The sequence below is a fragment of the Pseudomonas brenneri genome (genome assembly GCF_007858285.1).
Classification (GTDB): domain Bacteria; phylum Pseudomonadota; class Gammaproteobacteria; order Pseudomonadales; family Pseudomonadaceae; genus Aquipseudomonas; species Aquipseudomonas brenneri.
The window spans coordinates 391082-416272 of the sequence record NZ_VFIL01000006.1; the positions used below are offsets into that span (position 1 = coordinate 391082).

Below are 25191 nucleotides of genomic sequence, written 5' to 3' on the forward strand. Positions count from 1 at the left end.
TAAACCCGCGCAAACCTTTGGCCCAGAGGGGCTGAACAAGACGGGACGCGGGCTGCAGGCGATGACTTACCAGTCATCACGGCGACGCGATTATTTGCCGATTGAAGATCACCGGCGGTTTTTTGTGCCGACCACCCGGCATTGGGATTTGCCCCCCTTCCCCCGGCACCCTAGAATGCGCCGATGCGCGATGATCTCTCCCTTTTGCTGAACTCCCTCAACGATGCCCAACGCCAGGCCGTAGCAGCCCCCGTTGGTCGTCAGTTGGTCCTGGCCGGTGCTGGCTCCGGTAAAACCCGAGTGCTGGTGCACCGTATCGCCTGGTTGATCCAGGTCGAGAACGCGTCCCCGCATTCCATCCTGTCGGTGACCTTCACCAACAAGGCCGCTGCCGAGATGCGCCACCGCATCGAGCAGTTGATGGGCATCAGCCCGGCCGGCATGTGGGTCGGCACCTTCCACGGCCTGGCGCACCGCTTGTTGCGGGCCCACTGGCAGGAAGCAGGCCTGGCCCAGAGCTTCCAGATTCTTGACAGCGATGACCAGCAACGCCTGGTCAAGCGGGTGATCCGCGAGCTGGGCCTGGATGAACAACGCTGGCCGGTGCGCCAGGCCCAGTGGTTCATCAACGGCCAGAAAGACGAAGGCCTGCGCCCGCAACATATCCAGGCCAGCGGTGACCTGTTCCTGGCCACCATGCGCAGCATTTATGAAGCCTACGAAGTGGCCTGCCAGCGTGCCGGCGTCATCGACTTCTCCGAATTGCTGCTGCGGGCCCTCGACCTGTGGCGCGACAACCCCGGTTTGCTGGCGCATTACCAGAAGCGCTTCCGGCACATTCTGGTGGACGAGTTCCAGGACACCAACGCCGTGCAGTACGCCTGGTTGCGCCTGCTGGCCAAGGGCGGCGACAGCTTGATGGTGGTGGGCGACGACGACCAGTCGATCTACGGCTGGCGCGGCGCGAAAATCGAGAACATCTACCAGTATTCCGACGACTTCCCGGACGCCGAGACCATTCGCCTGGAGCAGAACTATCGCTCCACCGCCGGGATCCTCAAGGCCGCCAACGCCTTGATCGCCAATAACACCGGGCGCCTGGGCAAGGAACTGTGGACCGACGGCGGCGAAGGCGAGGCGATCAACCTCTACGCAGCCTTCAACGAACACGACGAAGCGCGCTACGTGGTGGAAACCATTGAAAGCGCCCTGAAAACCGGGCTGGCCCGCAGCGACATCGCCATTCTGTATCGCTCCAACGCCCAATCGCGGGTGCTGGAAGAAGCCTTGCTGCGCGAACGTATCCCGTACCGCATCTATGGCGGCCAGCGCTTCTTCGAACGTGCGGAAATCAAAAACGCCATGGCCTACCTGCGCCTGCTGGAAGGTCGCGGCAACGATGCGGCGCTGGAGCGGGTGATCAACGTACCGGCGCGGGGTATTGGCGAGAAAACCGTCGAGGCGATCCGCGAACACGCGCGTCACAGCGATGTGTCGATGTGGGAGGCCATGCGCCTGCTGATCGTCAATAAAGGCCTGACAGGTCGCGCTGCCGGGGCGTTGGGTGGGTTTGTCGAGTTGATCGACAACCTCGCCGCCAAGTGCCTGGAAATGCCGCTGCACCTGATGACCCAGACCGTGATCGAACAGTCCGGCCTGATCGCTTACCACGAAGCGGAAAAAGGCGAGAAAGGCCAGGCCCGGGTAGAAAACCTTGAGGAACTGGTCAGCGCCGCCCGGGCTTTCGAGAACAGCGAGGAAGATGCCGACCTGTCGCCATTGGCGGCGTTCCTCGGCCACGCATCGCTGGAAGCCGGCGATACCCAGGCCGACGAGCACGAAGACAGCGTGCAATTGATGACGCTGCACAGTGCCAAGGGCCTGGAATTCCCCTACGTGTTCCTGGTGGGCATGGAAGAAGGCCTGTTCCCGCACAAGATGAGCCTGGAAGAGCCCGGCCGCCTTGAGGAGGAACGCCGCCTGGCCTACGTGGGCATCACCCGAGCCATGCAGAACCTGGTGATGACCTACGCCGAGACGCGTCGCCTGTATGGCAGCGAGACCTACAACAAGGTGTCGCGCTTCGTACGAGAAGTGCCGAAAGGGCTGATTCAGGAAGTGCGCTTGTCCAATAGCGTCAGCCGGCCGTTTGGCGGTGGCCAGCAGCAGAATTCCAGCAACATGTTTGCCGGTGCGGAAATTCCCGAAACCCCGTTCAGCCTGGGCCAGTTGGTCAAGCATGCGATCTTTGGCGAGGGTGTGATCCTCAACTTCGAAGGCGCCGGGGCCCAGGCCCGGGTGCAGGTGAACTTCGCCGAAGGCAGCAAGTGGCTGATGATGGGCTACGCCAAGCTCGAAGCGGTCTAAAGCCTGCCCTGCGTAGGAGCGAGCTTGCTCGCGAAGATCGTCAACGATCACGCGGGTATCCTGGATGAGCGTGGTGTCTTGGAGTTTTTCGCGAGCAAGCTCGCTCCTACACAGGGCACGGATACACCCTACAGAGCATTCGGATTAGGCCTTACGCAAAAGCCCGAAACATTATGTCGCTAGCCACTGTCAGTACACCTGTGCAACATGGCGCGCGTGCAATCCACAAATGGGAATTCCCTTTATGAAACGTTTTCTTAGCATCGCCATGGCGTTGTGCATCGGCCTGACGATGAGCCTCGACGCCAACGCCAAACGCTTCGGTGGCGGTAAAAGCTCCGGCGCAGCGCCGAGCCACCAGACCAGCCAAATGGCCCCAGCCGCTGGCGGCATGGGTGGAGCGGCTGCCACCGCAGGTGCAGCCGGTGCCGCGGGCGCTGCTGCCAAGGCCGGCGGTGCTTCGCGCTGGTTGGGCCCTCTGGCCGGTATCGCTGCCGGTGGCCTGCTTGCTTCCATGTTCATGGGCGGCGGCTTCCAGGGCATGCAGATCTTCGACATCCTGATCATGGCCGTCATCGCCTTTGTGATCTTCCGCTTTATCGCCGCCCGTCGTCGCAAGCAACAGGAGCACCTGGCTCCAGCTGGCGCGCCAATGCAGCGTGAAGTGTTCGAGCAAAAGCCGGCCATGGGTTCGATCTTCGGCGGCTCGGCGGCACCTGCGGCTGCGCGTCCGGTGATCAATGCGCCAGCCTGGTTCAACGAAGAGCGTTTCGTCGAAGCGGCCCGCAACCACTTCCAGTCCCTGCAGCAACACTGGGACGCCAACGAAATGGACAAGATCGCCGAGTTCGTGACCCCGCAACTGCTGGAGTTCCTCAAGCGCGAACGTGCCGAGTTGGGCGACGCTTTCCAGTCGACCTACATCGACGACCTGCGCGTGCAACTGGAAGGTGTGGATGACCGCGCCGACAAGACCATCGCCACCCTGACCTTCAGCGGTGTGTCGAAGACCTCGCGCTTCGACCAGGGCGAAGTGTTCAGCGAAAGCTGGAACATGGAACGTCCGCAAGGCGAAAACCAGCCTTGGCTGGTAGCCGGTATCCGCCAGAACGGCTGATCCGCAAAGGCGCATAGCCTGCTGTAACAAACACCCCGGTCGAGTGCAGTGCTCCAAAGAGCCTGCACCACCGGGGTGTTTTTTTGCCTGTGGAAAACTCAGTGAGGAGTTTTACTGGATTAATGAGAACGACTCTCATTATACTCGCCCTCCCCCGGTTCTGCCCGTGCATAGGAAAGTGCCGCCGTGCTGGAAAAACTGTTCACTCAACACGCCCCTGCGTTGCATCGATATCTGTTGCGCAAGAAGTGCTCCCCCAGCCTGGCCTCGGACCTGGTGCAGGACACATTTTTGCGCATCGCCCAGCTGGAGAGCCTGGAGCGCGTGCTCTGCGCGCCGTCCTATCTGTTTCGGGTAGCGCACAACCTGATGATCGACCATCACCGGCGCTTTGGTGAAAAGCGCTACGAAAACGACTCCACGGCCTTTTTCGCCACCCTGGTCGATGAAACCAGTTGCCCTGAAGAACAGGCACTCGGCGCACTCGAACTGGAGCACCTGGAAAGCCTGCTTGAACGCATGCCTGCCCGTACCCGCGACGTATTTATGCTCTGTCGCGTCGAGGGCATGACGCACAAAGAGACCGCGCGCTATTTACGGATATCCACAAGCTCTGTACAAAAACACATGGCAATGGCCCTGGCCAGGATTGGCCGGGCGCTAGAGCCAGACCAAGAGGGCTGAGCCTTGTGTATGACAAAGAGCCAAAAGGTAAATAGACCGAACCGTGAACGCCTCCCCACAGACTATCGACCCGGTAGAGCGCAAAGCTGCCGACTGGGTGATGCGCCATCGCCAAGGACAGCTTTCGGCACGTGAACTTGAGGCTTTTGCGCGTTGGCTGGCTGCCGACCCATTGCACGCGGCTGCCGTTGAGCGCGCCAATCGTGCCTGGCAGGCCACGGCATCGCTCAAGCAACGCCCCGGTTATGTAAAACCCCAGCGCCCGCCGCGCTCGGCCTGGCTACGCATGCCAATCATCAGTGGAGGCGCGGCGACGGCCTTCGCCCTCGGCTGCTGGATGCTGCTGGCGCCGCCCTTTTGGGCACAAGCCCTGACCAGCGACTACCACACCGGTTTTGGCGAAGTGCGCCAGATCACCCTGGCCGACGGCAGCCAGGTGCAGTTGGGTAGCCACAGTATTCTCAACCTGGCCTACGACGATCAGACCCGGCGTGTGCGCTTGAGCCAGGGCGAAGCCGTGTTCACACCTGCGCCGATGAATGAACAGGAGCGACGCCCCTTCACCGTCCAGGCACCCGGCGCCGATATCACGGCACGCGGCACCCGCTATCTGGTGGGTATCGGCAAGGATCGCGAAGGCTGGGTAGGCGTATTGCAGCACCGGGTCGAGGTCAATCTGACCGATCACGGGCGCGATGAGGCCGCCGGCTCGGCATTGCTTGAACAGGGCAACAGCCTGCGCTTCAGCCCAAAATCTGGGCTTGTACCACTGAACACCAGCCCTGAGGAGCTGGCCAGTTGGCAGGAAGGACGACTGGTATTCCAGCGTGAATCCCTGGCCGACGCCGCAGCCCGCATCAACCGCTATCGACCTGGGCTGGTACTGGTCAAAGGTGAGGCACTGCGCAACGTCAAAATCAGTGCAGTGATGCGCCTGGATAACCTCGACGAGGCGCTCAAGCACCTGGTGGCGCAAGTTCATGGGCGTATTGTCGAGCTGCCTGGGCTGACACTGATCTACTGATCGATCTTAAAAAATCAAATAAAAAATCATATTCATAGATCATAACGATCTATCGCGTTTTTGCAGCTGAGCCGTTTCTACTACATGTGAATAAATCTTATTTACTTTAGTGAGGCCGGTTTTGCAGACGCACGAGAACAACAAAAAGCGCCAGGCAACAAAACGTACCCGACTGAGCCTGGGGATTCAGTTGGCCGTCATTGCGCTGGTCGCCGATGCCACGACTATCAGCCCGGTACTGGCAGCCCCGGCCGTCAGTGCAACACACGCCCCGGCCACTGATGTGCACAATTTCGATGTGCCGACCCTGGCCCTGGATCAAGCCCTGGTGCTGCTGGCGCGCCAGGCCGGTGTCGAGCTGTACCTGGGCAGCAACGACTTCACCAACAGCTACGGCAACCCGGTCAAGGGTCGCCTGTCCCTGGACGCAGCGCTGCAAACATTGCTGGCCAATCAAGGTGTCACCTACAGCCTCAGCGGCCCGTCCGACCGCCCGATCATCCAGGTGCAGCCCGGGCCGAACTCGGCCGGCATCCTGCCTGGCGACCTGCATCCCACCTACGTGCTTGGCATGGAGGGCAAACAGTCGCGCGATGAAAAAGGCTACAACGACGTCTACGACCAGGACATCTCCACGGTCTATGCCGGCAAGGAGCAGATCGAGCGCTACAAAGGCGCAGCCCCCGCCGATATGTTCAAGGGCATGCTTAACGTCTACAGCGGCGATTCGCGTAACAGCGGCGCGCTGGACCCGAACATCCGCGGCATCCAGGGCCCGGGGCGCGTGCCGCTGACCATCGACGGCACCGAGCAGGCACTGACGGTGTATCGCGGCTATATGGGCGCCAACAACCGCAACTACATCGACCCCAACCTGATCGGCAGCATCAAGGTGCTCAAAGGCCCGAACCTGGAGCGCAACGTCTATAGCGGCGTCGGTGGTGCGGTGGTAGCCAGCACCCTTAACGTCGATGACATTCTCAAGCAAGACCAGGAGTTCGGTGGCGAACTCAAGATGGAAGGCAGCAACAATTCGGTTTCACCCAAGCTGCCAACGCTGATGACCGGGCAGATGCCCAGCCCTGACCATATCTATTATCCCGTCCACTCGTACTACGATCCATCGCTGTACAAACACCCGCGCACAAGCAGTAGCAACAACCTGTTGTCCAGTGACGACTCTGCCTATCGCCTGGCCCTGGGCACGCGCCAGGAAAAATTCGAACTGCTCGCTGCCTACGCCTTCCGGGAAAAGGGCAACCACTACGCTGGCAAGAACAAAAGCGACTTTTACGCGACCGGTAAGCAGATCAACGGCCAATTTGATTACATCCCCAACCTGGCCAATATCTACAAGCCAGGCGATGAAGTGCCCAATACCTCCAGCAAGATGGAGTCTTGGTTGGCCAAGGCCAAACTCAAGATCGATGAAGGCCAATCCCTGGAGTTCGGCTACCGCGACACGGATGCGCTATATGGCGAAATCATGCCATCGCGCATCTCGTTCTTCAGGCCCCAGGACCGATATGACGCAGCCACCTACGGCGTGCCGCAGTGGCCCTTGAGCCATGTACAAAGCAAAGCCTATAACCTGGAATACAACCTCAAGCCCGAAGATAACCCGTGGGTAGATTTCTATTCCAACCTGTGGGCAACCAACACCCGCAGTGATACCTACAGCAGCGGTGGTGTCCCCAATGCCAGCACCATAGACGACCCGGTGTACAGGAACACCGCACTGGCCAATGCCCAGCACGACCGCACCGGCTTGATTGCGAGCAACAAATTCAAGTTGCTCGACAGCCTCGACCTGACTCTTGGCGGCAGTTATCAACATGAAAAACTGGGGTCGAACGACAACTACTACGATCCCATCATCAGCGATACCTTGCGCATGTACCCCCGGGCCGGGCGCCGTGAGGAAAAGGAATACAACTTCAACTTCGATTGGCGCCCTGTCAGCTTTGCCCGATTCAACGCCGGAATGCGTTATTCATCTTACTGGGCGTTTGATGACTATTTGAAAAGTGAACAAGACAAGACCGGCATAACGTCAAAACCCGTAGAAACCGGGCGAAAAGTCACTTATACCACTCAAAAAACCCTGACAGACACTGAGTGGCAAACCGATATTGACCGGAAAATTGCCTTCGAAAAAATCTTCTGGGACATGTTTGACACCCCTGAATCAGATCGTCAGGAATTAACAGAACTTATTAAAAACAATACGCCGCGCGTCCAAAACACCGAGCATACGGTGAACTGGGAACATGATGGCAAAGGTCGTTATTCGCGCGATAACAATCCGTGTATCAACGGTGCTGCTGGAGAAAATATGATCCAGTGCACTGCATCGGTGGGCGAAATCTATGAGCAAAAAGATATCAAGGCCAAACACCAGAAAGACAGCGGCTGGGCGCCAAACTTATCTGCCACGTTCTACACCTCGGAAAATGGCCGAGTCTACCTTCGCTACAGTGAGGCCATCCGTTACCCGAGCATGTTTGAAAGCACTATAGGCTTCTCGTCATCGACCAACCCTTGGGGACTTGAGCCCGAACACGCCTACAACTACGAAGCCGCCTACATCCATAACCTCGCCGGCTGGGGTGGCAGTGAACATGCGGATATCAAGCTGACCTATTACCACAACACTATCAAGAACGTGATCGAACGCAGCCCCGAACTGCGCTTTAGTAACCTGGAAAAACAAACCACCTCCGGCGTCGAGTTTCAAGGGCGCTACGACAGCGGGCGTTTTTTCACCGATGTAAGCCTTGCCCATGTATTGAAAAACAAAGTCTGTGACGAGACTTCGGCGATGTTGATCAGCTACGACGGCAGTACCCCCAATTGCGTGGATGATGGTTTTGTAGGCGGTTATCTGGTGAGCATGTCGCAGCCGGAGTGGTCAGCCAACCTAGGCCTGGGTGCGCGATTCTTTGATCGAAAGCTGGAAGTGGGCGGACGCGCGATTTATTACCGCCAACACCAAAGTAAGTTCTATAGCAACTATGCAAACAGCGCCATGGTCAGTTACTACATCAATACGCCCATGTCGTGGGACGACATTGTCACTTATGACGCCTACGTCAACTACAAGCTGACCGATGATGCCTCCCTTGAGTTGACCGGTACTAACTTGAGTAACCTCTACTACATCGATCCCCTGACGCGTTCCGCAATGCCCGCTCCCGGTCGAACCCTGAAGCTTGCATTTACCACAAACTTTTGAAGTTTCAAAACATTCATCGAATTCAAGGAGCGATAAAATGAAAGTCATCACCCGTGCCTTTTTGGCTCTTACCGCCTTTAGTCTGGCTGGTATCGTTCAAGCGGGGAACGCCTCAGGGCAAAGCTACATTAATTATTTCGTTGCAGGCTCCACGTATAACTCTGGATTACCCGAGTATCCCAGTGTGCCAGGCCAACCGGGTCTGAAACTTACCAACTTCCATAGCGGTATAACGCTCGCCTTCAATGCACTAAAAGGCTATGCACGCCCTGATAGCAGCGGCGTTTACAGCCTGGCCTACTTGCCGCCGCCTGCGAACGCCTCGCTGGCCGGTATCGCCAAGTTCGCGAATCGTGATTACGACACGGCGTTCGGTGGGGTTGTTAAGTAACAGCCACTTCTTATCTGAATCGTTTTTCCACAACTTTAAACTTGCGAGGTGAGCCATGGGAGGCTGAAGAAGCAATCGGCAACTGCTTGACGTGTTGACTTAATTTAAATCACTCAATGGATCATGAAATGAAAACTTTAAACTACACAGTACTGGCAATCGCTCTTCTTGGTCTGACTGGGGTTGCCCAGGCAGATTCTGCTTCCGGTCAAAGTTACACCGGTGCCATTGTCGTTGGCGGTACTGGCGCTTCGTCGCCTAACCACCCTAGCTCCCCAGGGGTGCCAGCTGTTGGCGTCGTGGCCTTCTACGGCGGTGCAAAAGTACCGTTCAGTGGCTTGAAAGGTATGGTTGCCACCGATGGCAATGGGGTCACCACTATTACCCCCGCCATGATGCCAGCCTCCCACGCCGCCCTGGGCAACTTCGACTTCAAACAAGTCGCCAACCAGCAGGTGTACTACGGCGAATGGTCGCAAAACGGCACCAACAACGACCCGACTCGCGTCGTGTACTACTCCGGCGACACCGCCGGCCGCGTACTGCCAACAGCCAACGTGACCTATGCCGTACAGGGCATCAACAACTACTCCGGGGCTAACGTGCTGTCCGGCGACCTGACCGCCTCGTTCGGCAACGCTGCACCCACCTTGACCGGCTCGCTGAGCAACAGCGCGCTGAAAGTTCAAGTCACCGCCGCCATCGACACCGCCACCGCAGGCTTCGCCGGTACTGCCCAAGCGCGTAATACCGCAACCAACGCACTGCTTTCGTCGGGCACCTCGCAAGGCAGCTTCTTCGGCGCAGGCTCTACCGCGTCGCTGGCCGGTATCGCCAAGTTCTCCGATCGCAACTACGACACCGCCTTCGGTGGCGTCGCCAAGTAATCGCCGGTTGAACCTGTTGTAGCACCACCCAAGCAAGTGCCTGCCCCCAGGCACTTGTTTTTGGCGTTTTGAAGCGATCCCGAGAGCCCAGTAATGCCCCAGCCCTACTGCAAACGATCCCCTGCGCTCCACGCTTTACCCTTTTCCCTGCTGCTGTTCATGGCCCCCGCGGTATTTGCTGCCGACCAGGACACCAGCCTGCGCCTGAACCAGATCATCGAGTACCGCGCCAACCAGCAAGAGCGCGAGTTGCTCAAGGATGAACTGCCCAGCGACGGCGCCGCGCCACTGTTGAACATCGATGGCCAGGACTACACCGTCGGCAACAACCTGGATGAGTTGGGCCGTGCGGTGTACGTGTCCCTCTCGCGCCAGAACTGGCCACAGGCCAGGGACTATCTCAAACGCTACACCGCCCTGCCCGGCCACGACCCGATGCTCACCGCCTATGCCAAGGGCGGCCTGGCCCGCGCCGATGGCGATCTGGAACAGGCCGAAGATTATTACCGGCAGTTGCTGGCGATACAGTCCGACTTCCTGCCCGGCCGCCTGGAGCTGGCGCGGGTGCTGTTCGAGAACCGCAAGGATGGCGAGTCCAACGCCGTATTCCAGCAGATCAGCAGCGGCCTCAGCCCCGCCGACGCGCAGGCCATGGGCCTGGGCAAGACCGTCGACAGTTTCAAGCAGGCCCTGGATCACCGTGAAGACTGGCAAGGCTCCTTCGCCATCGGCCCGACCTGGGGCAAAAACCTCAATCAGTCACCCGAAAGCACGGTGACGTATCGCTACGTCACTGCCGAAGAAACCATTCTGGTCCAACGCTCGCTGCCCAAGGCCGTGTCTGCCCACGGCGCGGATTACGAGGCCACGCTCAACAAACGCATCGCCCTCAGCGGCCATCACGGGGTATTCATGCGCTCGCTGTTGTACGGCCAGGCGTATGAAAAAGAGAGCAAGTACAACGAAGGCACAGTGATCAACAATGCCGGCTACAGCTACCACGATGCCAAGAACCAGTACTCCTTCGGGCCGTCGTATGAGTTCAACACCATTGCCGACAACGCCATGTACAGCGCCTGGGGGCTGCGGGGCGAATGGATCCACACGTTATCGGCCACGCGCATGTTCAAGCTCGAAGGCGAATACAAGGACATGGCCTACAAGCACGACCTCAATACCAACCTCGACGGCGGCATCAGTTCGGTCTACGCCACCCTATGGCAGGCACTGCCCCAGCGCTGGACGCTGTTCGGCGGCGTGGACCTGAGCCAGCGCAACGCCCAGGACCGTACCCAGGCTTACCTGCAAAAAGGTGTGCGGCTGGGCGTCGCCAAGGATTTCGAGGTGGGTGTCAGCGCCGTGCTGTTCGCGTCATACCGCAAGCGCCAATACGATGCCTACAGCGCGATTGTTGATGACCGACGCAGCGACGATGAACAAGGCTACACGTTTATCCTGCGCGCCCCACGCCTGGCGGTGATGGATGTGGTGCCCAGTCTGACAGTCAAGTACAACAAGGTCGTAAGCAATGTCGACTGGCTTTATTCCTACGACAAAAACAGCATCAGCCTAAAGCTGGAAAAGCAGTTTTAACCGTCTTCACCGGGTTTTCTATTTCGCGGTTGCACTTATAGCGAGCTACTGTATAAAACGCCCCTATAAACCGCGCCATCTAGCATGAGGATCCCGGCCGTGGAAGAAGTTATCGAACAATTGCGTGAAGCCAACGAACCGGTACCGGTTCCTCTGGAACTGCCCGACGAAGACCAGTTGGTGGAAGTCGAAGAACAGCTGTTTATCAACATCCCGTTTGTGTTCAAGGAATTCCTGCTGACCGTCAGCGATGTGGTGTATGGCAGCCTGGAGCCGGTGACCATCACCGACCCACAGTCCCACACCTATCTGCCGGAAGTCGCAGCCAATGCCTGGGATATCGGCGTGCCTCGCGAGCTGATCCCGATCTGCCAGGACGGTGACGATTACTACTGCGTCGAGGAAGACGGCACGGTCGTGCTGTGGTCCGGCGAAGAAGAGCTGGTCACCGAAGAGTCCTGGGAATCGGTGTGGCACTGGGCGCGGGACGTCTGGCTGGAAAGCTGATCAGTGTTCGTGGGTGTCCTTGTGGTTATCCAGGGTTTCCAGCAAGGCCACCTGCATGCGCGTATGTATGCGGATAAACCAGCGCCAGAGCACCGCTGCGACTGCGGCGGTCACCACCGCAATCAACACCAGCAACTTGTTGGTCGGCAAAATACTGGCCGACAAGGCTGCCAATAGCAGGAAAATCACCAGCAGCGAAAGGATCGGGATCAACTCGGCAATCACCCGTCGCACACGCTGGGTATGGCGCCCGGCCATTTCCGGCTTCACGCTCATCTCCGCCAGCAGCATCGACAGCGCCTTGAGCTTGCGATACGCGGCAATCAAGAATGGCAGCGACAACAACAATGCGCCGCCCCAGATCAATGCCTTTTGCCAGCTCGGATCACTGATCCAGCCTTGCAGATACCCGCCTATACGCGCCGCGAAGAAACTGCCGGTAAAGAAAATTGCGACCACCAGCGCCAGGTTCACCCCCACCTGCAGGATGATCTTGCGGATCATCGACGCCAGCATTGCGCCTTCGCCCTGGGGTTGAATGCTGCGCAGCCATTCGCCATACAGGCCAAACACCCGGCTCAGGCGCTGCGGCATCACCGCTGCAATCTTCAACGACAGAGGATCGGCACCACGAATCAGGTACGGCGTCAGCAGCGTAGTAATCGCAGAAACCGCCACCGCCACCGGGTAGAGAAAGTCGCTGGTGACCTGCAACGTCATCCCCAGCGCCGCAATGATGAAAGAAAACTCGCCAATCTGTGACAGCCCCATCCCTACCCGCAACGAGGTGCGGCCGTCGTTACCAGCGATAAACGCGCCAAGGCCACAGGACAACATCTTGCCCAGCACCACCGCCACGGTAATCACCGCGATCGGCCAGGCGTATTGCAGCAGGATCTGCGGGTCGATCATCAAGCCGATGGCGACAAAGAAAATCGCACTGAACATGTCGCGAACCGGCTCGATCAGACGCTCGATTTTCAGCAACTGCCGGGATTCGGCCATGATCGCGCCGATCAGGAAGGCCCCCAGCACCATGCTGTATTCGAGCTTGACCACCAACAGGCAAAACCCGAAACACAGGCCCAGGACGGTAATCAGCAGCATCTCGTTGCTTTCGAATTTGGCCACGTAGGCCAGCAGCCGCGGCACCAGCAAAATGCCGATCACCAGCGCCACAATCATGAACAGCGAGAGCTTGCCGACGGTGGAAAACACTTCGCCGGAGCTGACTGTACCGCTGACGGCGATGCTCGACAGCAAGGCAATGATGCCGATACCCAGGATGTCTTCGACGATCAGCACGCCAAAGATCAGTTGGGCAAAGCGCTGGTTTTTCATCTTCAGGTCGTTGAGCGCCTTGACGATGATGGTGGTCGAGGAAATCGCCAGGATCGCGCCGAGGAACAGCGAGTCCATGGTGTTCCAATCGAACCATTGGCCAATTTCGTAGCCAATCCAGATCATCAGGATGATTTCGAGGAAGGCTGCGATAAACGCCGTGGCGCCCACCTTGAACAGCTTGCGCAGGCTGAACTCCAGGCCCAGGCAGAACATCAGGAAGATCACCCCCAGCTCGGCCAGGGTCTTGATCGTGTCTTCGTCGTGGATCAGCCCGAATGGCGGAGTGTGCGGGCCGATGATGAAGCCAGCGACGATGTACCCCAGGACCACTGGCTGCTTGAGGCGATGGAACAGGATGGTCACCACCCCTGCCACGAGCATGATCACGGCCAAGTCCTGGATAAAGCTGATGGCGTGCATGGCGAGGGGCTCCTTGAGGGTACTGGCACTTTCCCAAGTTCCACGCAGCCACCACAACGGCTCGTAATGTGCGGAAGGAAAAGTCTGCCTTAATCGTAAGAAATGCCCTTGAAATAGGCTTTTGAAGGGTAACACCGCGACTTCCGGCAGAAAGCCGGTGCAATATATGGAAACAGATCGCTCCCGGCGTGACGGCAAGCCCCATCCCGGCGTCCCGTAAGGGATGGCGCTGTAATGATTCCAGCATCCGCAGAGGTGCCCCCCAACCAATGCCTACAACCGTGAGTGTGCTATGGAACCCGGAAACGCCCAGCTGTCGATGACGGTATTGATGACCCCTGACATGGCCAACTTCTCAGGCAATGTCCACGGCGGCACCCTGCTCAAGTACCTCGACGAAGTGGCCTACGCCTGCGCCAGCCGTTATGCCGGCCGCTACGTAGTCACACTGTCGGTGGACCAGGTGATTTTTCGCGAGCCGATCCATGTCGGCGAGTTGGTGACGTTCCTCGCGTCGGTCAACTACACCGGCAACACGTCGATGGAAGTGGGGATCAAGGTCGTCACCGAGAACATCCGCGAGCGCTCGGTACGCCATACCAACAGCTGCTTTTTTACCATGGTCGCTGTCGACGACGACCGCAAACCGGCCGCCGTGCCCGCGTTGCAGCCACAGAACAGTGAAGACAAGCGCCGGTTTATCCAGGGCAAGCAGCGTCGCCAGGTTCGCCAGGAGCTGGAGAAGCGCTACCAGGAAATCAAGGCCGACGCCCTCTGATCCCAAACTGTAAACCCAATCGAAATGTGGGAGCGGGCTTGCTCGCGAATATGGTGAATCAGTCAATACAGGTGCTGACTGACCCACCGCATTCGCGAGCAAGCCCGCTCCCACATTAGGGTTGGTGGTGTTACAGGCTGATCGGCGTGGCTTCGAAGCGCACGCGCGGGTGGGCGATGCGGTCCTGGGCTCGTACCAACTCCAACTCGTAACTGGCGCACGCCTGGGTTTCCAGCAGCACTTCATGCACAGCCGCCGCAGTGAACTCGAAGGCCGCCAGCAGGCTGTCGCCCAGCAGCACCCGCGCCAGGAACAAACCTGAGGTCAAGTCGCCCACGCCCACCGGCTGGCGCGGGAATGCCAGCAGCGGCCGGCGCAGGTGCCAACTGCCCTCGGCAGTCACCAACAACATCTCGAAACCGTCCGCCAGCTTGCCCGGATAGTCCAGGTGCTTGACCAGCACCGCTTTGGGCCCGCGCGCCAGCAGCGCTCGCGCCATGCCCAGGCAATCGAACAGCGACTGCGGCTTGCGCCCCGAGAAGCTGTCCAGTTCCAGTTGGTTGGGGCACAGGAAATCGGCCATGGCGACGGCTTCGTCCAGCAAAAAATCACTGACTTCCTGCGGCACGATGCAGCCTTTTTCCGGGTGGCCCATCACCGGGTCGCACAGGTACAGCGCCTTGGGGTTGATTGCCTTGATCCGCGCCACACCGGTCAGGATCGCCCGGCCCTGGGCGGCGCTGCCCAGGTAGCCAGACAGCACCGCGTCGCAGTTACCCAGCTCGCCAATCGCCGCGATCCCTTCTACCAACGCAGGAATTTGCTGCGGCGCCAACACTTCTCCCGCCCACTGGCCATACTGGGTATGGTTGGAGAACTGCACGGTGTTGAGCGGCCAGACATTCACCCCCACCCGCTGCATGGGAAACACGGCGGCGCTGTTGCCGGCATGGCCGAAGACCACATGGGACTGGATCGCAAGCAGATGAGGCGTACGTTTCATGCAGGGGATTTCCGTAAAACCGTTAAATTCTGGCCGCGCAGTATGCGACTAAAAGCAGCCTGTACGACAGACCGGAGACACAGTTAAGCTGGCCTTACTTTGTTGGAGCAAATCGCATGCTGACCCTGGGAAATATCTTTGTGCTGATGCTGCTGGCGGCGGCTGCCGCTTGGGTGTGGCACAACCACGGCCTGCGCGAGCGCGCGCTGGAGAGGGTCAAGCAGCATTGCGCCAAGCTCGACATCGAGCTGCTCGACGGCGCCGTGGCCTTGAAACGCATCGGTTTCGTCAAGGACGCCAACGGCCGTCGGCGTTTGGCGCGGGTCTACAACTTTGAGTTCACCGTGACCGGCGAAGCACGCCATCCCGGTACCATCACCCAGTTTGGTGCCCACAGTGCGCAGATCGAACTGGCGCCCTATCCGTTTGAAATAAAGACGCCGCCGCCCACTGCCGAAGTGATTGAACTGAGCCAGTGGCGCCAGGAGCACAGCAAGACCCGTCACTGACGGCAATTGGCCAAGGCTGCTTGCAGCATGGCCACGTCCTGTTCCTCGCTGAAAATCAGCTCGATACGTGAGTCCCGCCGCCATTCGCTGGGCTGCCAGGTGAGCGTGGTGTTATCCACAGCGTTGGCCGAGACCCAGCCACCGACACTGTGGATAACCAGTTTGGCGCGCTGCCAGTCCAAACTTTCCAGCCATTGCCGGACCTTGCAGGTGTCGAACTGCTGGCTCGGATGCCAGCGCCAACCGATGCTCCACGCACCTGCCTGGGCCTGATGCAGGCAAATCGGCACGCACGGATCGCTCCAGACAGCCGGGATCTGCCCCAGCCCCTTGGGTGTTTCGAAGTTATCCACAACCGCCCCCGCCTGAGCATCGAGCCCCGGCAGCCGGGCCAATGGCAGTTGCGCCTGTCGGGTCCAGAAAACCTCGCAAGCCGGCAGCGCCCTTTCAATCTCGCCGCGCTGTACGGCGTCCAGCCCTTCATCCTTGTTCAGCACCAGCAACCCGGCACTGACCAGCGCCTCACGCTGGGCCTCGGGCAATGACCTGCCCGCCGCCAGCGCCTGGGCGTCGAGTACCAGCACACAAGGCTGGACGGCCAGCACGGTGTGCCAGGGCGCCTGGCGCAACTGCTGGAGCAATTGCGCCGGATGGCCAAGCCCCGAGGGCTCGATAAACAACCGGTCGGGCTTGGCCTTACGCAACAAACGACCCAGGCCTACCTGGAACGGTGCGCCATTCACACAACACAAGCAGCCACCAGCCACTTCGCCCAAGGCAATACCATCGTCATCCAGGGTCAGCAGCGCGGCATCCAGGCCAATCTGCCCGAACTCATTGATCAACACTGCCCAGCGTTCGTGGGGCGGGCGCTGGGCGAGCAGGTGCTTGATCAGGCTGGTCTTGCCGGCGCCCAAAGGCCCGGCAATCACATGAGTGGGAATATTTTGCAGCATGCTGGACATTATTCTGACCGTGTAGAGAGGCTTGATCCTACCCGGTTATGCCAACCAATCCAGCGTCAGAATCAGCCGTCGCTCGTTGGCGGCCAGCGCCGGCGAGCGATGAATCAAGCCGTAGCCTTCATTGCCGCGCCACTTTTCGCCTTTGAGCAGGGCAACCTCACCACAGTGGATCTGCTCGATGCGCTCGCTGGGTTCCGCGTCTGCCTGGCTCAACTGGCGGCGGTCCATCACCCCTTCGCGCAGCCACTGACTGCCGATGCCGGCGTAGGTGGTGATCAAGCGCACCGGCACATGATCGACATGAAAACGCGGGCACATGGCCTTATCCAGCAGCCTCAGCCGCACGCCGATGCGCTTGGCCCCCAACAGGCAGGCAAAGGCGCTGACCAGCCACGCCACATCGGCGATAAACCCGTCGTAGCCTTCCAGATCACGACAGCCTGCGGCCAGGCCCAACAAGTTGGGCTCAGCCTCTTCGCTGTCCAACTCCACCACCAGCGACTCGGCAAGCGGCTCGTTCAGCGAGACCAGCAAGGCGCCAAACTCGGCAATATGCAGCGGCAACTGGCGCTGCCACAGCGCCAGGTTCACACCGTTGTCCAGGATGTCGGCGAGGGCCAGCGGGGTTTCCCCACGGGTCTGGCGAATCACCGGGCGCAGTTGAATCACAGGTGCCAGCATCAGGCGGCTGCCTCCTCGTACCAAGGGCCAAAAGGGTCGACCATATGGCGCCAACCTTCGACGCCCAGGGCCATTTCTTCATCGGTCAGCAGGCACGCGTCCAGCTCAACACGCAGTTGCGCAAAATCGATGTTCTGCCCGATAAACACCAGTTCCTGGCGGCAATCGCCAGTACTCAACTGCCAGTTGCCCATGATCGCCGCAACGCTTTCCTGGTCCTCAGGCCATTGGCTCTTGGGCACGAAGCGCCACCAGCGACCGGCAAAACCATGGCGCATCAAGCCGCCGGCCTGGGACCAACTGCCGGCGTCGCGGTGCTTGCTGGCCAGCCAGAAAAACCCCTTGGAGCGCAGCAGTTTGCCGTTGGTCCACGGGCGGTCGATAAAGTCGAAAAAACGTTGCGGGTGGAATGGCCGACGCGCCCGATAGGCCGTGGAGGCAATGCCATATTCCTCGGTCTCCGGCACATGTTCACCGCGCAACTCTTGCAACCAGCCCGGCGCCTGGGCCGCGCGCTCGAAGTCGAAACGCCCGGTGTTGAGGATCTCGGCCAACGGCACTTCGCCCATGACCATGGGAATGATGCGCGCCTGGGCATTCAGGCGCTCAAGGATGGCCACCAGTTCTTCACGTTCATGGCTGCTGATCAGGTCGATCTTGCTGATCAGGATGACGTCGGCAAACTCGATCTGTTCGATCAGCAAGTCAGTGATAGAACGCTCGTCCTCCTCACCCAGGGTTTCGCCACGGGACGCCAGGCTTTCGGCCGCCTGGTAATCGAGCAGGAAGTTCATGCCGTCGACCACCGTAACCATGGTGTCCAGGCGCGCAATATCCGCCAGGCTCTGGCCGTTTTCATCGCGAAAGGTGAAGGTTTCGGCCACTGGCAGCGGCTCGGAAATGCCGGTGGACTCAATCAACAAGTAATCGAACCGGCCATCCCTGGCGAGCTTTGTGACCTCAATCAGTAAGTCTTCACGCAAGGTGCAGCAGATGCAGCCGTTGCTCATCTCGACCAGTTTTTCTTCCGAGCGGTTGAGGCTGACGTCGCGCTGGACCTCGCCGCCATCAATGTTGATCTCGCTCATGTCGTTGACGATCACCGCCACCCGCAGGTTCTCGCGGTTGCGCAGGACGTAATTGAGCAGGGTGCTTTTGCCGGCGCCGAGAAATCCGGACAGCACGGTAACGGGTAGACGGTCGGTCATCAGGTGTTCCTCATCAGGGTGGCCGGTCAAATCGCCCGTTGATGGCGTTCGCGCAGCTCTTCACGTTCTTTGGCTTCGATACACAGGGTCGCTGTAGGCCGCAGCAACAGGCGCTTGAGGCCAATCGGCTCGCCCGTTTCGCGGCACCAGCCGTATTCACCGCGGGCCAGGAGCTCCAGGGCTTCGTCGATCTTGTCCAACAGCTTCTTTTCTCGCTCCAGCAGGCGCAGTTGCCATTGGCGCTGTTCTTCGGCGCTGCCGACATCGGCGGGGTCGCTGTTGGGTTCCTGCTCGCGCAGCACCATGAACTCGGCGTCGATGCGCGCTTGCAAGTCAGCGCGCTGGGCCAGCAGTAACTGGCGGAAAAAGGTTTGCTGGGGCTCGCTCATGTAATCGGCGGGCGATTGGGCAAGCAGGTCTTGTTCAGTCATCAGGTCGGTTCACGGGTCAGGCTTCGCTTTAATGTTATAGTATAACAATGCAAATAAGCTAATCCCCGCTTGCCTGACGCGACGAAGGGCGCAATCCTTGAGCCCGTCCATGCCCCGAGAAGCCTTATGAAATACCTGTTGTGCGGCATGTTGCTGCTGGTCGCGAACCAGGCCAGCGCGCAAGTGCCGAGCCAATTGGCCACCTGCACTCGCAGCGCCACCCTGTTGGCCTGCGTCGATGCCCAGGGCAACGCGTACAGCGTCGCCACCGTGGGCAGCACCACCTATTTGCGCGGGTTCGAGGTGATCGGCAAGCGCTACTGGGCCCAGACCAACAGCCGTTATGGCCAGTTGACGTTTTTTACCGGGCTGGCCTCCGATGGTGAGGCATGGGTTGGCTACACGCGGCGCGTGGGCTGGACCACGATCAACCGGTTTTCCAGCTCCGGCGGCGCCAGCGCCAAGTTCACGTGTAGCCGCATCACCGGCTGCTAGGCCTGGCCGTTCTTCTGCTGCTGGGCCCAGGCCATGTAGCTGTTGATCGGTGGGTTTTTCTGGAAGTAGCGCTGCAACCCTTCAAACAGGCCATCCGCGATTGCCTGTTGATGACGCGCAGTGACCAGCCGCTGGCTGTCACGGACATTGGAGATAAAGCCGGTTTCCACCAGGATCGACGGCACGTCCGGCGACTTGAGAACCGCGAACCCCGCCTGCTCCACACGCTTTTGATGCAACGTGGTGATGCCCGCCAGGCTGCCCAGTACGGTATTGCCCAGTTGCAGGCTGGCGGCCAGGGTGGCACTCATCGACATATCGAGGATGACCCCGGCGAGCATCGGGTCCTTGTCCTTGAGGTTGAGCAGGCTGGTGGCGCCCAACAGGTCGGCGCCGTTTTCCCGCTGCGCCATGAAGCGCGCCGTTGCCGAAGTGGCACCGCCTTCGGACAAGGCATACACCGAAGCCCCCGACGCCGTCAGCCGTGGCGCCGCATCTGCGTGGACCGAGATAAACATATCGGCCTTGTAGCGCCGGGCGATCTCCACCCGTTTGCGCAGCGGTACGAAGAAATCATCGTTGCGTACCAGCTTTACGGTAAAGCCCTTCTCGCGCTTGAGCCGCTTGGCCAGCAACTGGGAGATGGCCAGGACCACATCCTTTTCCCGCTCACCTTTGGCGCCAACAGCGCCGGGGTCCTTGCCACCGTGGCCAGGGTCGACCACGACGATAATGTCGCGCTTGGGATGCGCTTTCTCCACCGGTGCTTGGCGGGCGCTGCTGCTCAGGTCCAGCACCAGGCGATGCCCCTGCCCATCCTGCGGCGGCAGGACAAAGCTGTTGAGCTGCATCGGTTGGGCCAGGTCGAGGACGATTCGGGTGTCGCCCGTACCCTGGCGCCCGGAGCGAATCGCGGTAATGCCACTGTTGGCCAGTGCCAATTGGCTGAAATCACCGCTCAGGCCCGCGCCGCTCAAGTCGATGATCAGCCGCTCGGGCGCGCTCAGGGAAAAGGTCTTGTAGCTCACCGGGCCGCTGAGATCGAACACCAACCGCAGCTTGTCATTGGAACGCCACAGGCGCGCATTGCGGATCTGCGTCGCATGCAGCGCAAAAGGCAAAGTAAACACGGAGCTGGCCAGCAGCAGGCTAAGGAGTTGACGTCTGTGCATGACATTCACCGCAGAAAAATAATCGTCGACTGAATTGTTATACTATAACATGTCAATTTATATCCAACGATGGACCTGCTTATGAATGCGCTGACTCTGCCGGATATCGCCGCGCAGGCTTCTCGCCAAGCCTTGCCACTCGACTGGGTGGGCATGTGTGGCATTGCCCTGCCCATCCTGATCGACGGCCAACGTTTGAGCGCCAAGGCCGATGCAGGAGTAAGCCTGGACGATGGCGAGGCGCGCGGCATTCATATGTCGCGCTTATACCTGGCGCTGGAAATGCTTGAGTCACAAGACCTGCAACCGGCGCTGCTGCGTCAGGTGCTACAGCGTTTTCTCGATAGCCATGAAGGCTTGTCGAACAGTGCGTACCTGCGGGTTCATACCGACTTGTTGCTTAAACGTCCTGCGCTGGTCAGCCCATTAGCCGGTTGGAAGAGCTATCCGGTGAGCATCGAAGCACGCCTGGAAAAGCAGATGTTCCACGTGGAACTAAAAATTGACGTTAGTTATTCCTCAACCTGCCCGTGCTCGGCTGCCCTCGCCAGGCAGTTGATTCAGCAGCAATTTATCGATGACTTCGCTAACACGTCGTTGCAACACGAAGACGTGCTGGCCTGGCTTGGCAGCGCCAAAGGGATCATCGCCACACCGCACAGCCAGCGCAGCACTGCGCACTTGCGGGTTGATCTGCAACCTGGGCAACCCTCGCTGCCACTGACTGAGTTGATCGACCAGGCCGAAGCCGCCCTTGGCACTGCCGTACAAACCGCGGTCAAGCGGGCCGATGAACAAGCCTTCGCCTTGGCCAACGGGCAGAACCTGATGTTCTGTGAAGACGCCGCCCGCCGCCTGAACCTGGCGCTGCAACGCTCGGACGCCGTGCAAGCCTTTCACCTCAAAGTCATCCACGCCGAAAGCTTGCACGCCCACGACGCCGTGGCCGAAAGCCGTTGGACGAGGGCTCGCGCGTGATCCGTTGCAATGCCTTGCGCTGGGGCGCTCCGGGCCAACCGCTGACACCGGCCATTGATATCGAACTGGACAAAGGCAGCCTGACCGGGGTGATCGGCGCAAACGGGTCGGGTAAAAGCAGTTTGTTGAAAGTCATCGCCGGCCTGCAGAAGCCCCTGGCGGGCAATGTCACGCTGGATGTTCCACGACGCGGCGGGCTGTCTTTCCTGCCACAGCAACAATATCTGGACCGGCAGTTTCCTATCAGCCTTCAAGAACTGGTGATTGCCGGTTTCTGGGCGAAAAAACACTCCCCGCAACAACGCAGCCAACGTCTGCAAGCCGTGCTGGAGGACTGGTGCCTCAGCGGCCTGGAACAGCGCCCCTTGATGGCCCTGTCCGGAGGCGAACTGCAACGCGCCCTACTCGCCCGCCTCAGCCTGGCCGAAGCGCCGGTGTTGTTGCTGGATGAGCCCCATGCCGCACTGGATGAACAAGGCCAGGCGCTGCTGTGGAAACATATCCACGCCTGGCATGCCGAAGGACGCACCTTGCTGGTGGTCTGCCATGACCTGGCCGCTGTCCGCCAACATCTGCCACAGGCGTTGCAGATCAAAAGCAGCGGTTGCGTGCTCGCGCCGAGCACCGCACTGATCCTGCAACAACCGCAGATGCAGGTCGCCTGATGCACCTCACCGCCCAACTGTGGATGCCCTTCAGCGACTTCGTGTTCATGCGCCGCGCCCTGCTCGGCGGCCTGCTGCTGGCCTGTAGCACCGCGCCGCTGGGGGTGTTCCTGATCCTGCGGCGCATGAGCCTGATCGGCGATGCGGTGGCCCACGGCATCCTGCCCGGCGCCGCACTGGGCTTCTGGTTTGCCGGCCTGAGCCTGCCGGCCCTGACCCTCGGCGGCCTCGGCGCCGGCTTGGGCATGGCCGGCCTCGCCGCGTGGATCACCCGCCGCACCGGCCTGCGCGAAGATGCCAGCCTGGCTGCGATCTACCCGATTTCCCTGGCCGCCGGCGTGCTGATCCTTGGTCTCGCCGGCAAGCGCCTGGACCTGCTGCACCTGCTGTTCGGCTCGGCGCTGGCGGTAGACGGCCCGACCTTGACCGGCATGCTGTGGGTGTCCGGCTTCAGCCTGATCGCCATGGCACTGATCTACAAACTGCTGGTGCTGGACACCCTCGACCCCCTGTTCCTGCAAACCGTCAGTCGCCTCGGGCCGTTGGCCCATGGTGTGTTCCTGACCCTGGTGGTGTTGAACCTGGTGATCGGTTTCCAGGCCATCGGCGCCTTGATGGTGGTCGGCCTGATGATGTTGCCCGCCGCGGCGTCACGCTTCTGGAGCCGGCGGCTGCCGGTATTGATCGCGATATCGGCGCTGCTCGGATGCGTGTCGGTGTGGCTTGGCTTGTTGCTGTCGTTCTATTACTCGCTGCCCAGCGGCCCGGCGATTGTGCTGGTGGCTGGCGGCTTGTACCTGCTGTCCGTGGTGTTCGGGCCGGTACATGGCTTGCTGCGCCGCCCGCCCTTGCTTACATCCCAATGAGGTGTTTTCCGATGCGCGCTCTACTCGTACTGTTCAGCGTCCTGCTACCGCTGTCGTTCGCGACCGCCCAAGATAAGCTCCAGGTGGTCACCAGCTTCAGCATTCTCGCCGACATGACCCAGCAGGTCGGCGGCGAACATATCCAGCTCAGCAACATGGTCGGCCCCGATGCCGATGCACACACCTATGAGCCATCACCCGACGATGCCAAGGCGCTGCTCAAGGCCCGCGTCATCATCAAAAATGGCCTGGGTTTCGAGCCGTGGCTCGATCGCCTGGTTGCCAGCACCGAGACCCCGGCCACGGTGGTCACCGCCAGCAAAGGCGTGATCGCGCGAACGCTGGACGAAGACGGTGAAAAGATCCCCGACCCCCACGCTTGGCATAACCTGGCCAACGCCGAAATCTACATCAGCAATATCACCCAGGCATTGATCACTGCCGACCCGGCCAACAAGGCCGACTACCAACGCAACAGCCAGGCGTACCTGCAAAAGATCTACCGCCTGCTGGCCGAAGCCAAGGCCAATTTTGCCGCGCTGCCTGCGGGCAATCGACGCATCGTCACTTCCCATGACGCCTTCGGCTACCTGGGCCAGGCCTACGGTATCGACTTCATGGCGCCCCAAGGTTTGTCCACCGAGCGCGAGCCATCGGCCGCCGAAGTCGCCGCGCTGATCACCCAGATCCGCCAGGCCCACGTCAAGGCGGTCTTCATCGAGAACATCAAGGACGCACGCCTGCTCAAGCAGATTGCCGAGGAAAGCGGCGCGCATATCGGCGGCACGTTGTACTCCGATGCCCTGGCTGCCAAAGGCCCGGCCAGTACCTTTATCGGCCTGTTTGAATACAACCTCAACACCTTGTCCGACGCCTTGGGCACGCCATGACACTGTCGATGCTTGAACTGGAAGCCGCCGCCGTGGGCAGCCGCTTTCCCCTGGCCCAGGTACTGGATGCCTTGCCGTGGAACAGCGACGGCCTGATTGCCGCCATCGCCCAGCAACACCGCAGCGGCGAGGTATTGATGCTGGCCTGGATGAACCGCCAGGCCCTCGACGAAACCCTCGCCAGCGGCCAGGTCTGCTACTGGTCACGCTCGCGTCAGCGCTTGTGGCGCAAGGGTGAAAGCTCAGGCCACAGGCAACAGTTGATCGAAGCACGCCTGGACTGCGACGGCGATGCCGTCCTGCTGATCGTCGACCAACAAGGCCCGGCGTGCCACACCGGGCGCCCGACCTGCTTTTACAACGCCATTGAAGACCACCAGGTACACATCCTCACCGCGCCCCTCAAGGAACCTGCTGCATGATCCGCAAGAACCCCTCCGGCGATCTGCCGGTCATTGCCGAGTCAGCCTACGTCGATAAAACCGCGATCATCTGCGGCAAAGTGGTCATCGGCGAAAATGTATTTGTCGGCCCCTATGCGGTGATTCGCGCCGACGAAGTCAACGCCGACGGCGCCATGGATCCGATCACTATCGGCGCCAACTCCAATATCCAGGACGGCGTGGTGATCCACTCCAAATCCGGCGCGGCGGTAACCATCGGCGAATTCACCTCCATTGCTCACCGCTCGATTGTCCACGGCCCCTGTATCGTCGGCGATCGGGTGTTTATCGGTTTCAACAGCGTGCTGTTCAACTGTGTGGTCGGTGATGGCTGTGTGGTGCGGCACAACTCGGTGGTCGATGGTCGCGACTTGCCCGCCGCGTTCTATGTGCCCTCCACCACCCGTATCGGGCCCAACACCGACCTGTCGCAGTTCCCGCCAGTGAGTGTCAGTGCCTCGGAGTTTTCCGAAGACGTGGCCCGTACAAACGTTGATCTGGTACGCGGCTACAAAGCCCTGCAAAACGAGTTCTGACT

General features: G+C 60.0%; 25 protein-coding genes. 18 read left to right on the plus strand and 7 right to left on the minus strand.

The features are described 5' to 3' along the window. Positions 1-183 precede the first annotated feature (183 nt). The 9 genes from uvrD (at position 184) to FJD34_RS16100 (ending at position 11805) form a co-directional block, all read left to right on the plus strand. Positions 184-2367 carry a DNA helicase II gene (gene uvrD / locus FJD34_RS16060; protein ID WP_090292500.1) on the plus strand — a complete coding sequence of 728 codons (2184 nt, stop codon included), beginning with the start codon at positions 184-186 and terminating at the stop codon, positions 2365-2367. 244 nt (positions 2368-2611) lie between these two features. After that, positions 2612-3484, plus strand: coding sequence for a Tim44 domain-containing protein (locus FJD34_RS16065; RefSeq protein WP_032856687.1), 873 nt, complete (start codon positions 2612-2614; stop codon positions 3482-3484). A gap of 186 nt (positions 3485-3670) precedes the next feature. Further along, positions 3671-4168 carry an RNA polymerase sigma factor gene (locus FJD34_RS16070; RefSeq protein WP_032856686.1) on the plus strand — a complete coding sequence of 166 codons (498 nt, stop codon included), beginning with the start codon at positions 3671-3673 and terminating at the stop codon, positions 4166-4168. Between the two features lie 43 nt (positions 4169-4211). Continuing rightward, the gene (locus FJD34_RS16075) at positions 4212-5192 is read left to right on the plus strand and encodes a FecR family protein (RefSeq protein ID WP_223232689.1); all 981 of its coding nucleotides are present in this window, start codon (positions 4212-4214) and stop codon (positions 5190-5192) included. A gap of 121 nt (positions 5193-5313) precedes the next feature. Then, a complete protein-coding gene (locus FJD34_RS16080; RefSeq protein WP_032856684.1) occupies positions 5314-8427 on the plus strand; it encodes a TonB-dependent receptor domain-containing protein in 3114 nt (1037 codons plus the stop codon). Positions 8428-8464: 37 nt separating this feature from the next. Further along, a complete protein-coding gene (locus FJD34_RS16085; protein ID WP_090292502.1) occupies positions 8465-8818 on the plus strand; it encodes a hypothetical protein in 354 nt (117 codons plus the stop codon). Between the two features lie 128 nt (positions 8819-8946). Further along, positions 8947-9705, plus strand: coding sequence for a Slam-dependent surface lipoprotein (locus FJD34_RS16090; protein WP_032856681.1), 759 nt, complete (start codon positions 8947-8949; stop codon positions 9703-9705). A gap of 93 nt (positions 9706-9798) precedes the next feature. Continuing rightward, entirely contained in the window at positions 9799-11298 is a 1500-nt protein-coding gene (locus tag FJD34_RS16095) for a surface lipoprotein assembly modifier (protein ID WP_090292504.1), read from the plus strand. A 99-nt stretch (positions 11299-11397) separates the two neighbouring features. Next, positions 11398-11805, plus strand: a complete 408-nt coding sequence (locus FJD34_RS16100) for an SMI1/KNR4 family protein (RefSeq protein ID WP_029290059.1) — start codon at positions 11398-11400, stop codon at positions 11803-11805. On the opposite strand, the gene FJD34_RS16105 is transcribed toward FJD34_RS16100, so the two are convergent. Next, complete coding sequence (locus tag FJD34_RS16105) at positions 11806-13569, minus strand: cation:proton antiporter (RefSeq protein WP_032856677.1); 1764 nt, start codon at positions 13567-13569, stop codon at positions 11806-11808. 292 nt (positions 13570-13861) lie between these two features. Here FJD34_RS16105 and FJD34_RS16110 point away from each other — a divergent pair, with 292 nt between their 5' ends. Further along, on the plus strand, positions 13862-14347 hold the full coding sequence (locus tag FJD34_RS16110; RefSeq protein ID WP_032856676.1) for an acyl-CoA thioesterase: 486 nt from the start codon (positions 13862-13864) through the stop codon (positions 14345-14347). 130 nt (positions 14348-14477) lie between these two features. Here the strand turns inward: FJD34_RS16110 and pdxY are convergent, their stop codons facing one another. Further along, positions 14478-15350 carry a pyridoxal kinase PdxY gene (gene pdxY / locus FJD34_RS16115; protein WP_032856675.1) on the minus strand — a complete coding sequence of 291 codons (873 nt, stop codon included), beginning with the start codon at positions 15348-15350 and terminating at the stop codon, positions 14478-14480. Between the two features lie 116 nt (positions 15351-15466). On the opposite strand from pdxY, the gene FJD34_RS16120 reads away from it, so the two are divergent. Then, on the plus strand, positions 15467-15859 hold the full coding sequence (locus FJD34_RS16120) for a DUF3301 domain-containing protein (RefSeq protein ID WP_032856673.1): 393 nt from the start codon (positions 15467-15469) through the stop codon (positions 15857-15859). Here FJD34_RS16120 and FJD34_RS16125 read toward each other — a convergent pair. From FJD34_RS16125 to dksA, 4 genes are read right to left on the minus strand one after another with little or no spacing between them, the layout of a single operon-like run. Continuing rightward, complete coding sequence (locus FJD34_RS16125; RefSeq protein ID WP_090293230.1) at positions 15853-16815, minus strand: CobW family GTP-binding protein; 963 nt, start codon at positions 16813-16815, stop codon at positions 15853-15855. The genes FJD34_RS16120 and FJD34_RS16125 overlap by 7 nt on opposite strands. A gap of 45 nt (positions 16816-16860) precedes the next feature. Continuing rightward, complete coding sequence (locus tag FJD34_RS16130; protein ID WP_029290068.1) at positions 16861-17505, minus strand: DUF1826 domain-containing protein; 645 nt, start codon at positions 17503-17505, stop codon at positions 16861-16863. Further along, positions 17505-18713: a zinc metallochaperone GTPase ZigA gene (zigA, locus tag FJD34_RS16135; protein WP_032856669.1), complete on the minus strand. Its 1209-nt coding sequence runs from the start codon at positions 18711-18713 to the stop codon at positions 17505-17507. The genes FJD34_RS16130 and zigA overlap by 1 nt, the downstream gene beginning before the upstream one ends. 26 nt (positions 18714-18739) lie before the next feature. Further along, positions 18740-19144 (minus strand): RNA polymerase-binding protein DksA, encoded by a 405-nt coding sequence (dksA, locus tag FJD34_RS16140; RefSeq protein ID WP_032856668.1) that lies wholly within the window; start codon positions 19142-19144, stop codon positions 18740-18742. Between the two features lie 126 nt (positions 19145-19270). On the opposite strand from dksA, the gene FJD34_RS16145 reads away from it, so the two are divergent. After that, positions 19271-19639 (plus strand): glutamine synthetase, encoded by a 369-nt coding sequence (locus FJD34_RS16145; protein ID WP_090292507.1) that lies wholly within the window; start codon positions 19271-19273, stop codon positions 19637-19639. Here the strand turns inward: FJD34_RS16145 and FJD34_RS16150 are convergent. After that, positions 19636-20811: an N-acetylmuramoyl-L-alanine amidase gene (locus FJD34_RS16150; protein WP_090292510.1), complete on the minus strand. Its 1176-nt coding sequence runs from the start codon at positions 20809-20811 to the stop codon at positions 19636-19638. The genes FJD34_RS16145 and FJD34_RS16150 overlap by 4 nt on opposite strands. Before the next feature lie 81 nt (positions 20812-20892). Here FJD34_RS16150 and folE2 point away from each other — a divergent pair, with 81 nt between their 5' ends. The 6 genes from folE2 to FJD34_RS16180 are packed head-to-tail and all read left to right on the plus strand — an operon-like array spanning position 20893 to position 25189. After that, entirely contained in the window at positions 20893-21789 is an 897-nt protein-coding gene (gene folE2 / locus FJD34_RS16155; RefSeq protein WP_090292512.1) for a GTP cyclohydrolase FolE2, read from the plus strand. After that, a complete protein-coding gene (locus FJD34_RS16160) occupies positions 21786-22454 on the plus strand; it encodes a metal ABC transporter ATP-binding protein (RefSeq protein WP_090293232.1) in 669 nt (222 codons plus the stop codon). The genes folE2 and FJD34_RS16160 overlap by 4 nt, the downstream gene beginning before the upstream one ends. Next, a complete protein-coding gene (locus FJD34_RS16165; protein WP_032856662.1) occupies positions 22454-23320 on the plus strand; it encodes a metal ABC transporter permease in 867 nt (288 codons plus the stop codon). The genes FJD34_RS16160 and FJD34_RS16165 overlap by 1 nt, the downstream gene beginning before the upstream one ends. Positions 23321-23331: 11 nt before the next feature. Then, entirely contained in the window at positions 23332-24210 is an 879-nt protein-coding gene (locus FJD34_RS16170) for a metal ABC transporter substrate-binding protein (protein WP_090292514.1), read from the plus strand. Then, positions 24207-24632, plus strand: a complete 426-nt coding sequence (hisI, locus tag FJD34_RS16175; RefSeq protein WP_032856660.1) for a phosphoribosyl-AMP cyclohydrolase — start codon at positions 24207-24209, stop codon at positions 24630-24632. The genes FJD34_RS16170 and hisI overlap by 4 nt, the downstream gene beginning before the upstream one ends. After that, positions 24629-25189, plus strand: coding sequence for a gamma carbonic anhydrase family protein (locus FJD34_RS16180; protein WP_032856659.1), 561 nt, complete (start codon positions 24629-24631; stop codon positions 25187-25189). The genes hisI and FJD34_RS16180 overlap by 4 nt, the downstream gene beginning before the upstream one ends. The last annotated feature ends 2 nt before the right edge of the window (positions 25190-25191 follow it).

Coding starts and splice junctions, on each gene's coding strand:
- uvrD (WP_090292500.1), top strand. CDS start 184: ATGCGCGATGATCTCTCCCTTTTGCTGAACTCCCTCAACGATGCCCAA.
- FJD34_RS16065 (WP_032856687.1), top strand. CDS start 2,612: ATGAAACGTTTTCTTAGCATCGCCATGGCGTTGTGCATCGGCCTGACG.
- FJD34_RS16085 (WP_090292502.1), top strand. CDS start 8,465: ATGAAAGTCATCACCCGTGCCTTTTTGGCTCTTACCGCCTTTAGTCTG.
- FJD34_RS16090 (WP_032856681.1), top strand. CDS start 8,947: ATGAAAACTTTAAACTACACAGTACTGGCAATCGCTCTTCTTGGTCTG.
- FJD34_RS16095 (WP_090292504.1), top strand. CDS start 9,799: ATGCCCCAGCCCTACTGCAAACGATCCCCTGCGCTCCACGCTTTACCC.
- FJD34_RS16105 (WP_032856677.1), bottom strand. CDS start 13,569: ATGCACGCCATCAGCTTTATCCAGGACTTGGCCGTGATCATGCTCGTG.
- FJD34_RS16110 (WP_032856676.1), top strand. CDS start 13,862: ATGGAACCCGGAAACGCCCAGCTGTCGATGACGGTATTGATGACCCCT.
- pdxY (WP_032856675.1), bottom strand. CDS start 15,350: ATGAAACGTACGCCTCATCTGCTTGCGATCCAGTCCCATGTGGTCTTC.
- FJD34_RS16120 (WP_032856673.1), top strand. CDS start 15,467: ATGCTGACCCTGGGAAATATCTTTGTGCTGATGCTGCTGGCGGCGGCT.
- FJD34_RS16125 (WP_090293230.1), bottom strand. CDS start 16,815: ATGCTGCAAAATATTCCCACTCATGTGATTGCCGGGCCTTTGGGCGCC.
- FJD34_RS16130 (WP_029290068.1), bottom strand. CDS start 17,505: ATGCTGGCACCTGTGATTCAACTGCGCCCGGTGATTCGCCAGACCCGT.
- zigA (WP_032856669.1), bottom strand. CDS start 18,713: ATGACCGACCGTCTACCCGTTACCGTGCTGTCCGGATTTCTCGGCGCC.
- dksA (WP_032856668.1), bottom strand. CDS start 19,144: ATGACTGAACAAGACCTGCTTGCCCAATCGCCCGCCGATTACATGAGC.
- FJD34_RS16145 (WP_090292507.1), top strand. CDS start 19,271: ATGAAATACCTGTTGTGCGGCATGTTGCTGCTGGTCGCGAACCAGGCC.
- FJD34_RS16150 (WP_090292510.1), bottom strand. CDS start 20,811: ATGCACAGACGTCAACTCCTTAGCCTGCTGCTGGCCAGCTCCGTGTTT.
- folE2 (WP_090292512.1), top strand. CDS start 20,893: ATGAATGCGCTGACTCTGCCGGATATCGCCGCGCAGGCTTCTCGCCAA.
- FJD34_RS16165 (WP_032856662.1), top strand. CDS start 22,454: ATGCACCTCACCGCCCAACTGTGGATGCCCTTCAGCGACTTCGTGTTC.
- FJD34_RS16170 (WP_090292514.1), top strand. CDS start 23,332: ATGCGCGCTCTACTCGTACTGTTCAGCGTCCTGCTACCGCTGTCGTTC.
- hisI (WP_032856660.1), top strand. CDS start 24,207: ATGACACTGTCGATGCTTGAACTGGAAGCCGCCGCCGTGGGCAGCCGC.
- FJD34_RS16180 (WP_032856659.1), top strand. CDS start 24,629: ATGATCCGCAAGAACCCCTCCGGCGATCTGCCGGTCATTGCCGAGTCA.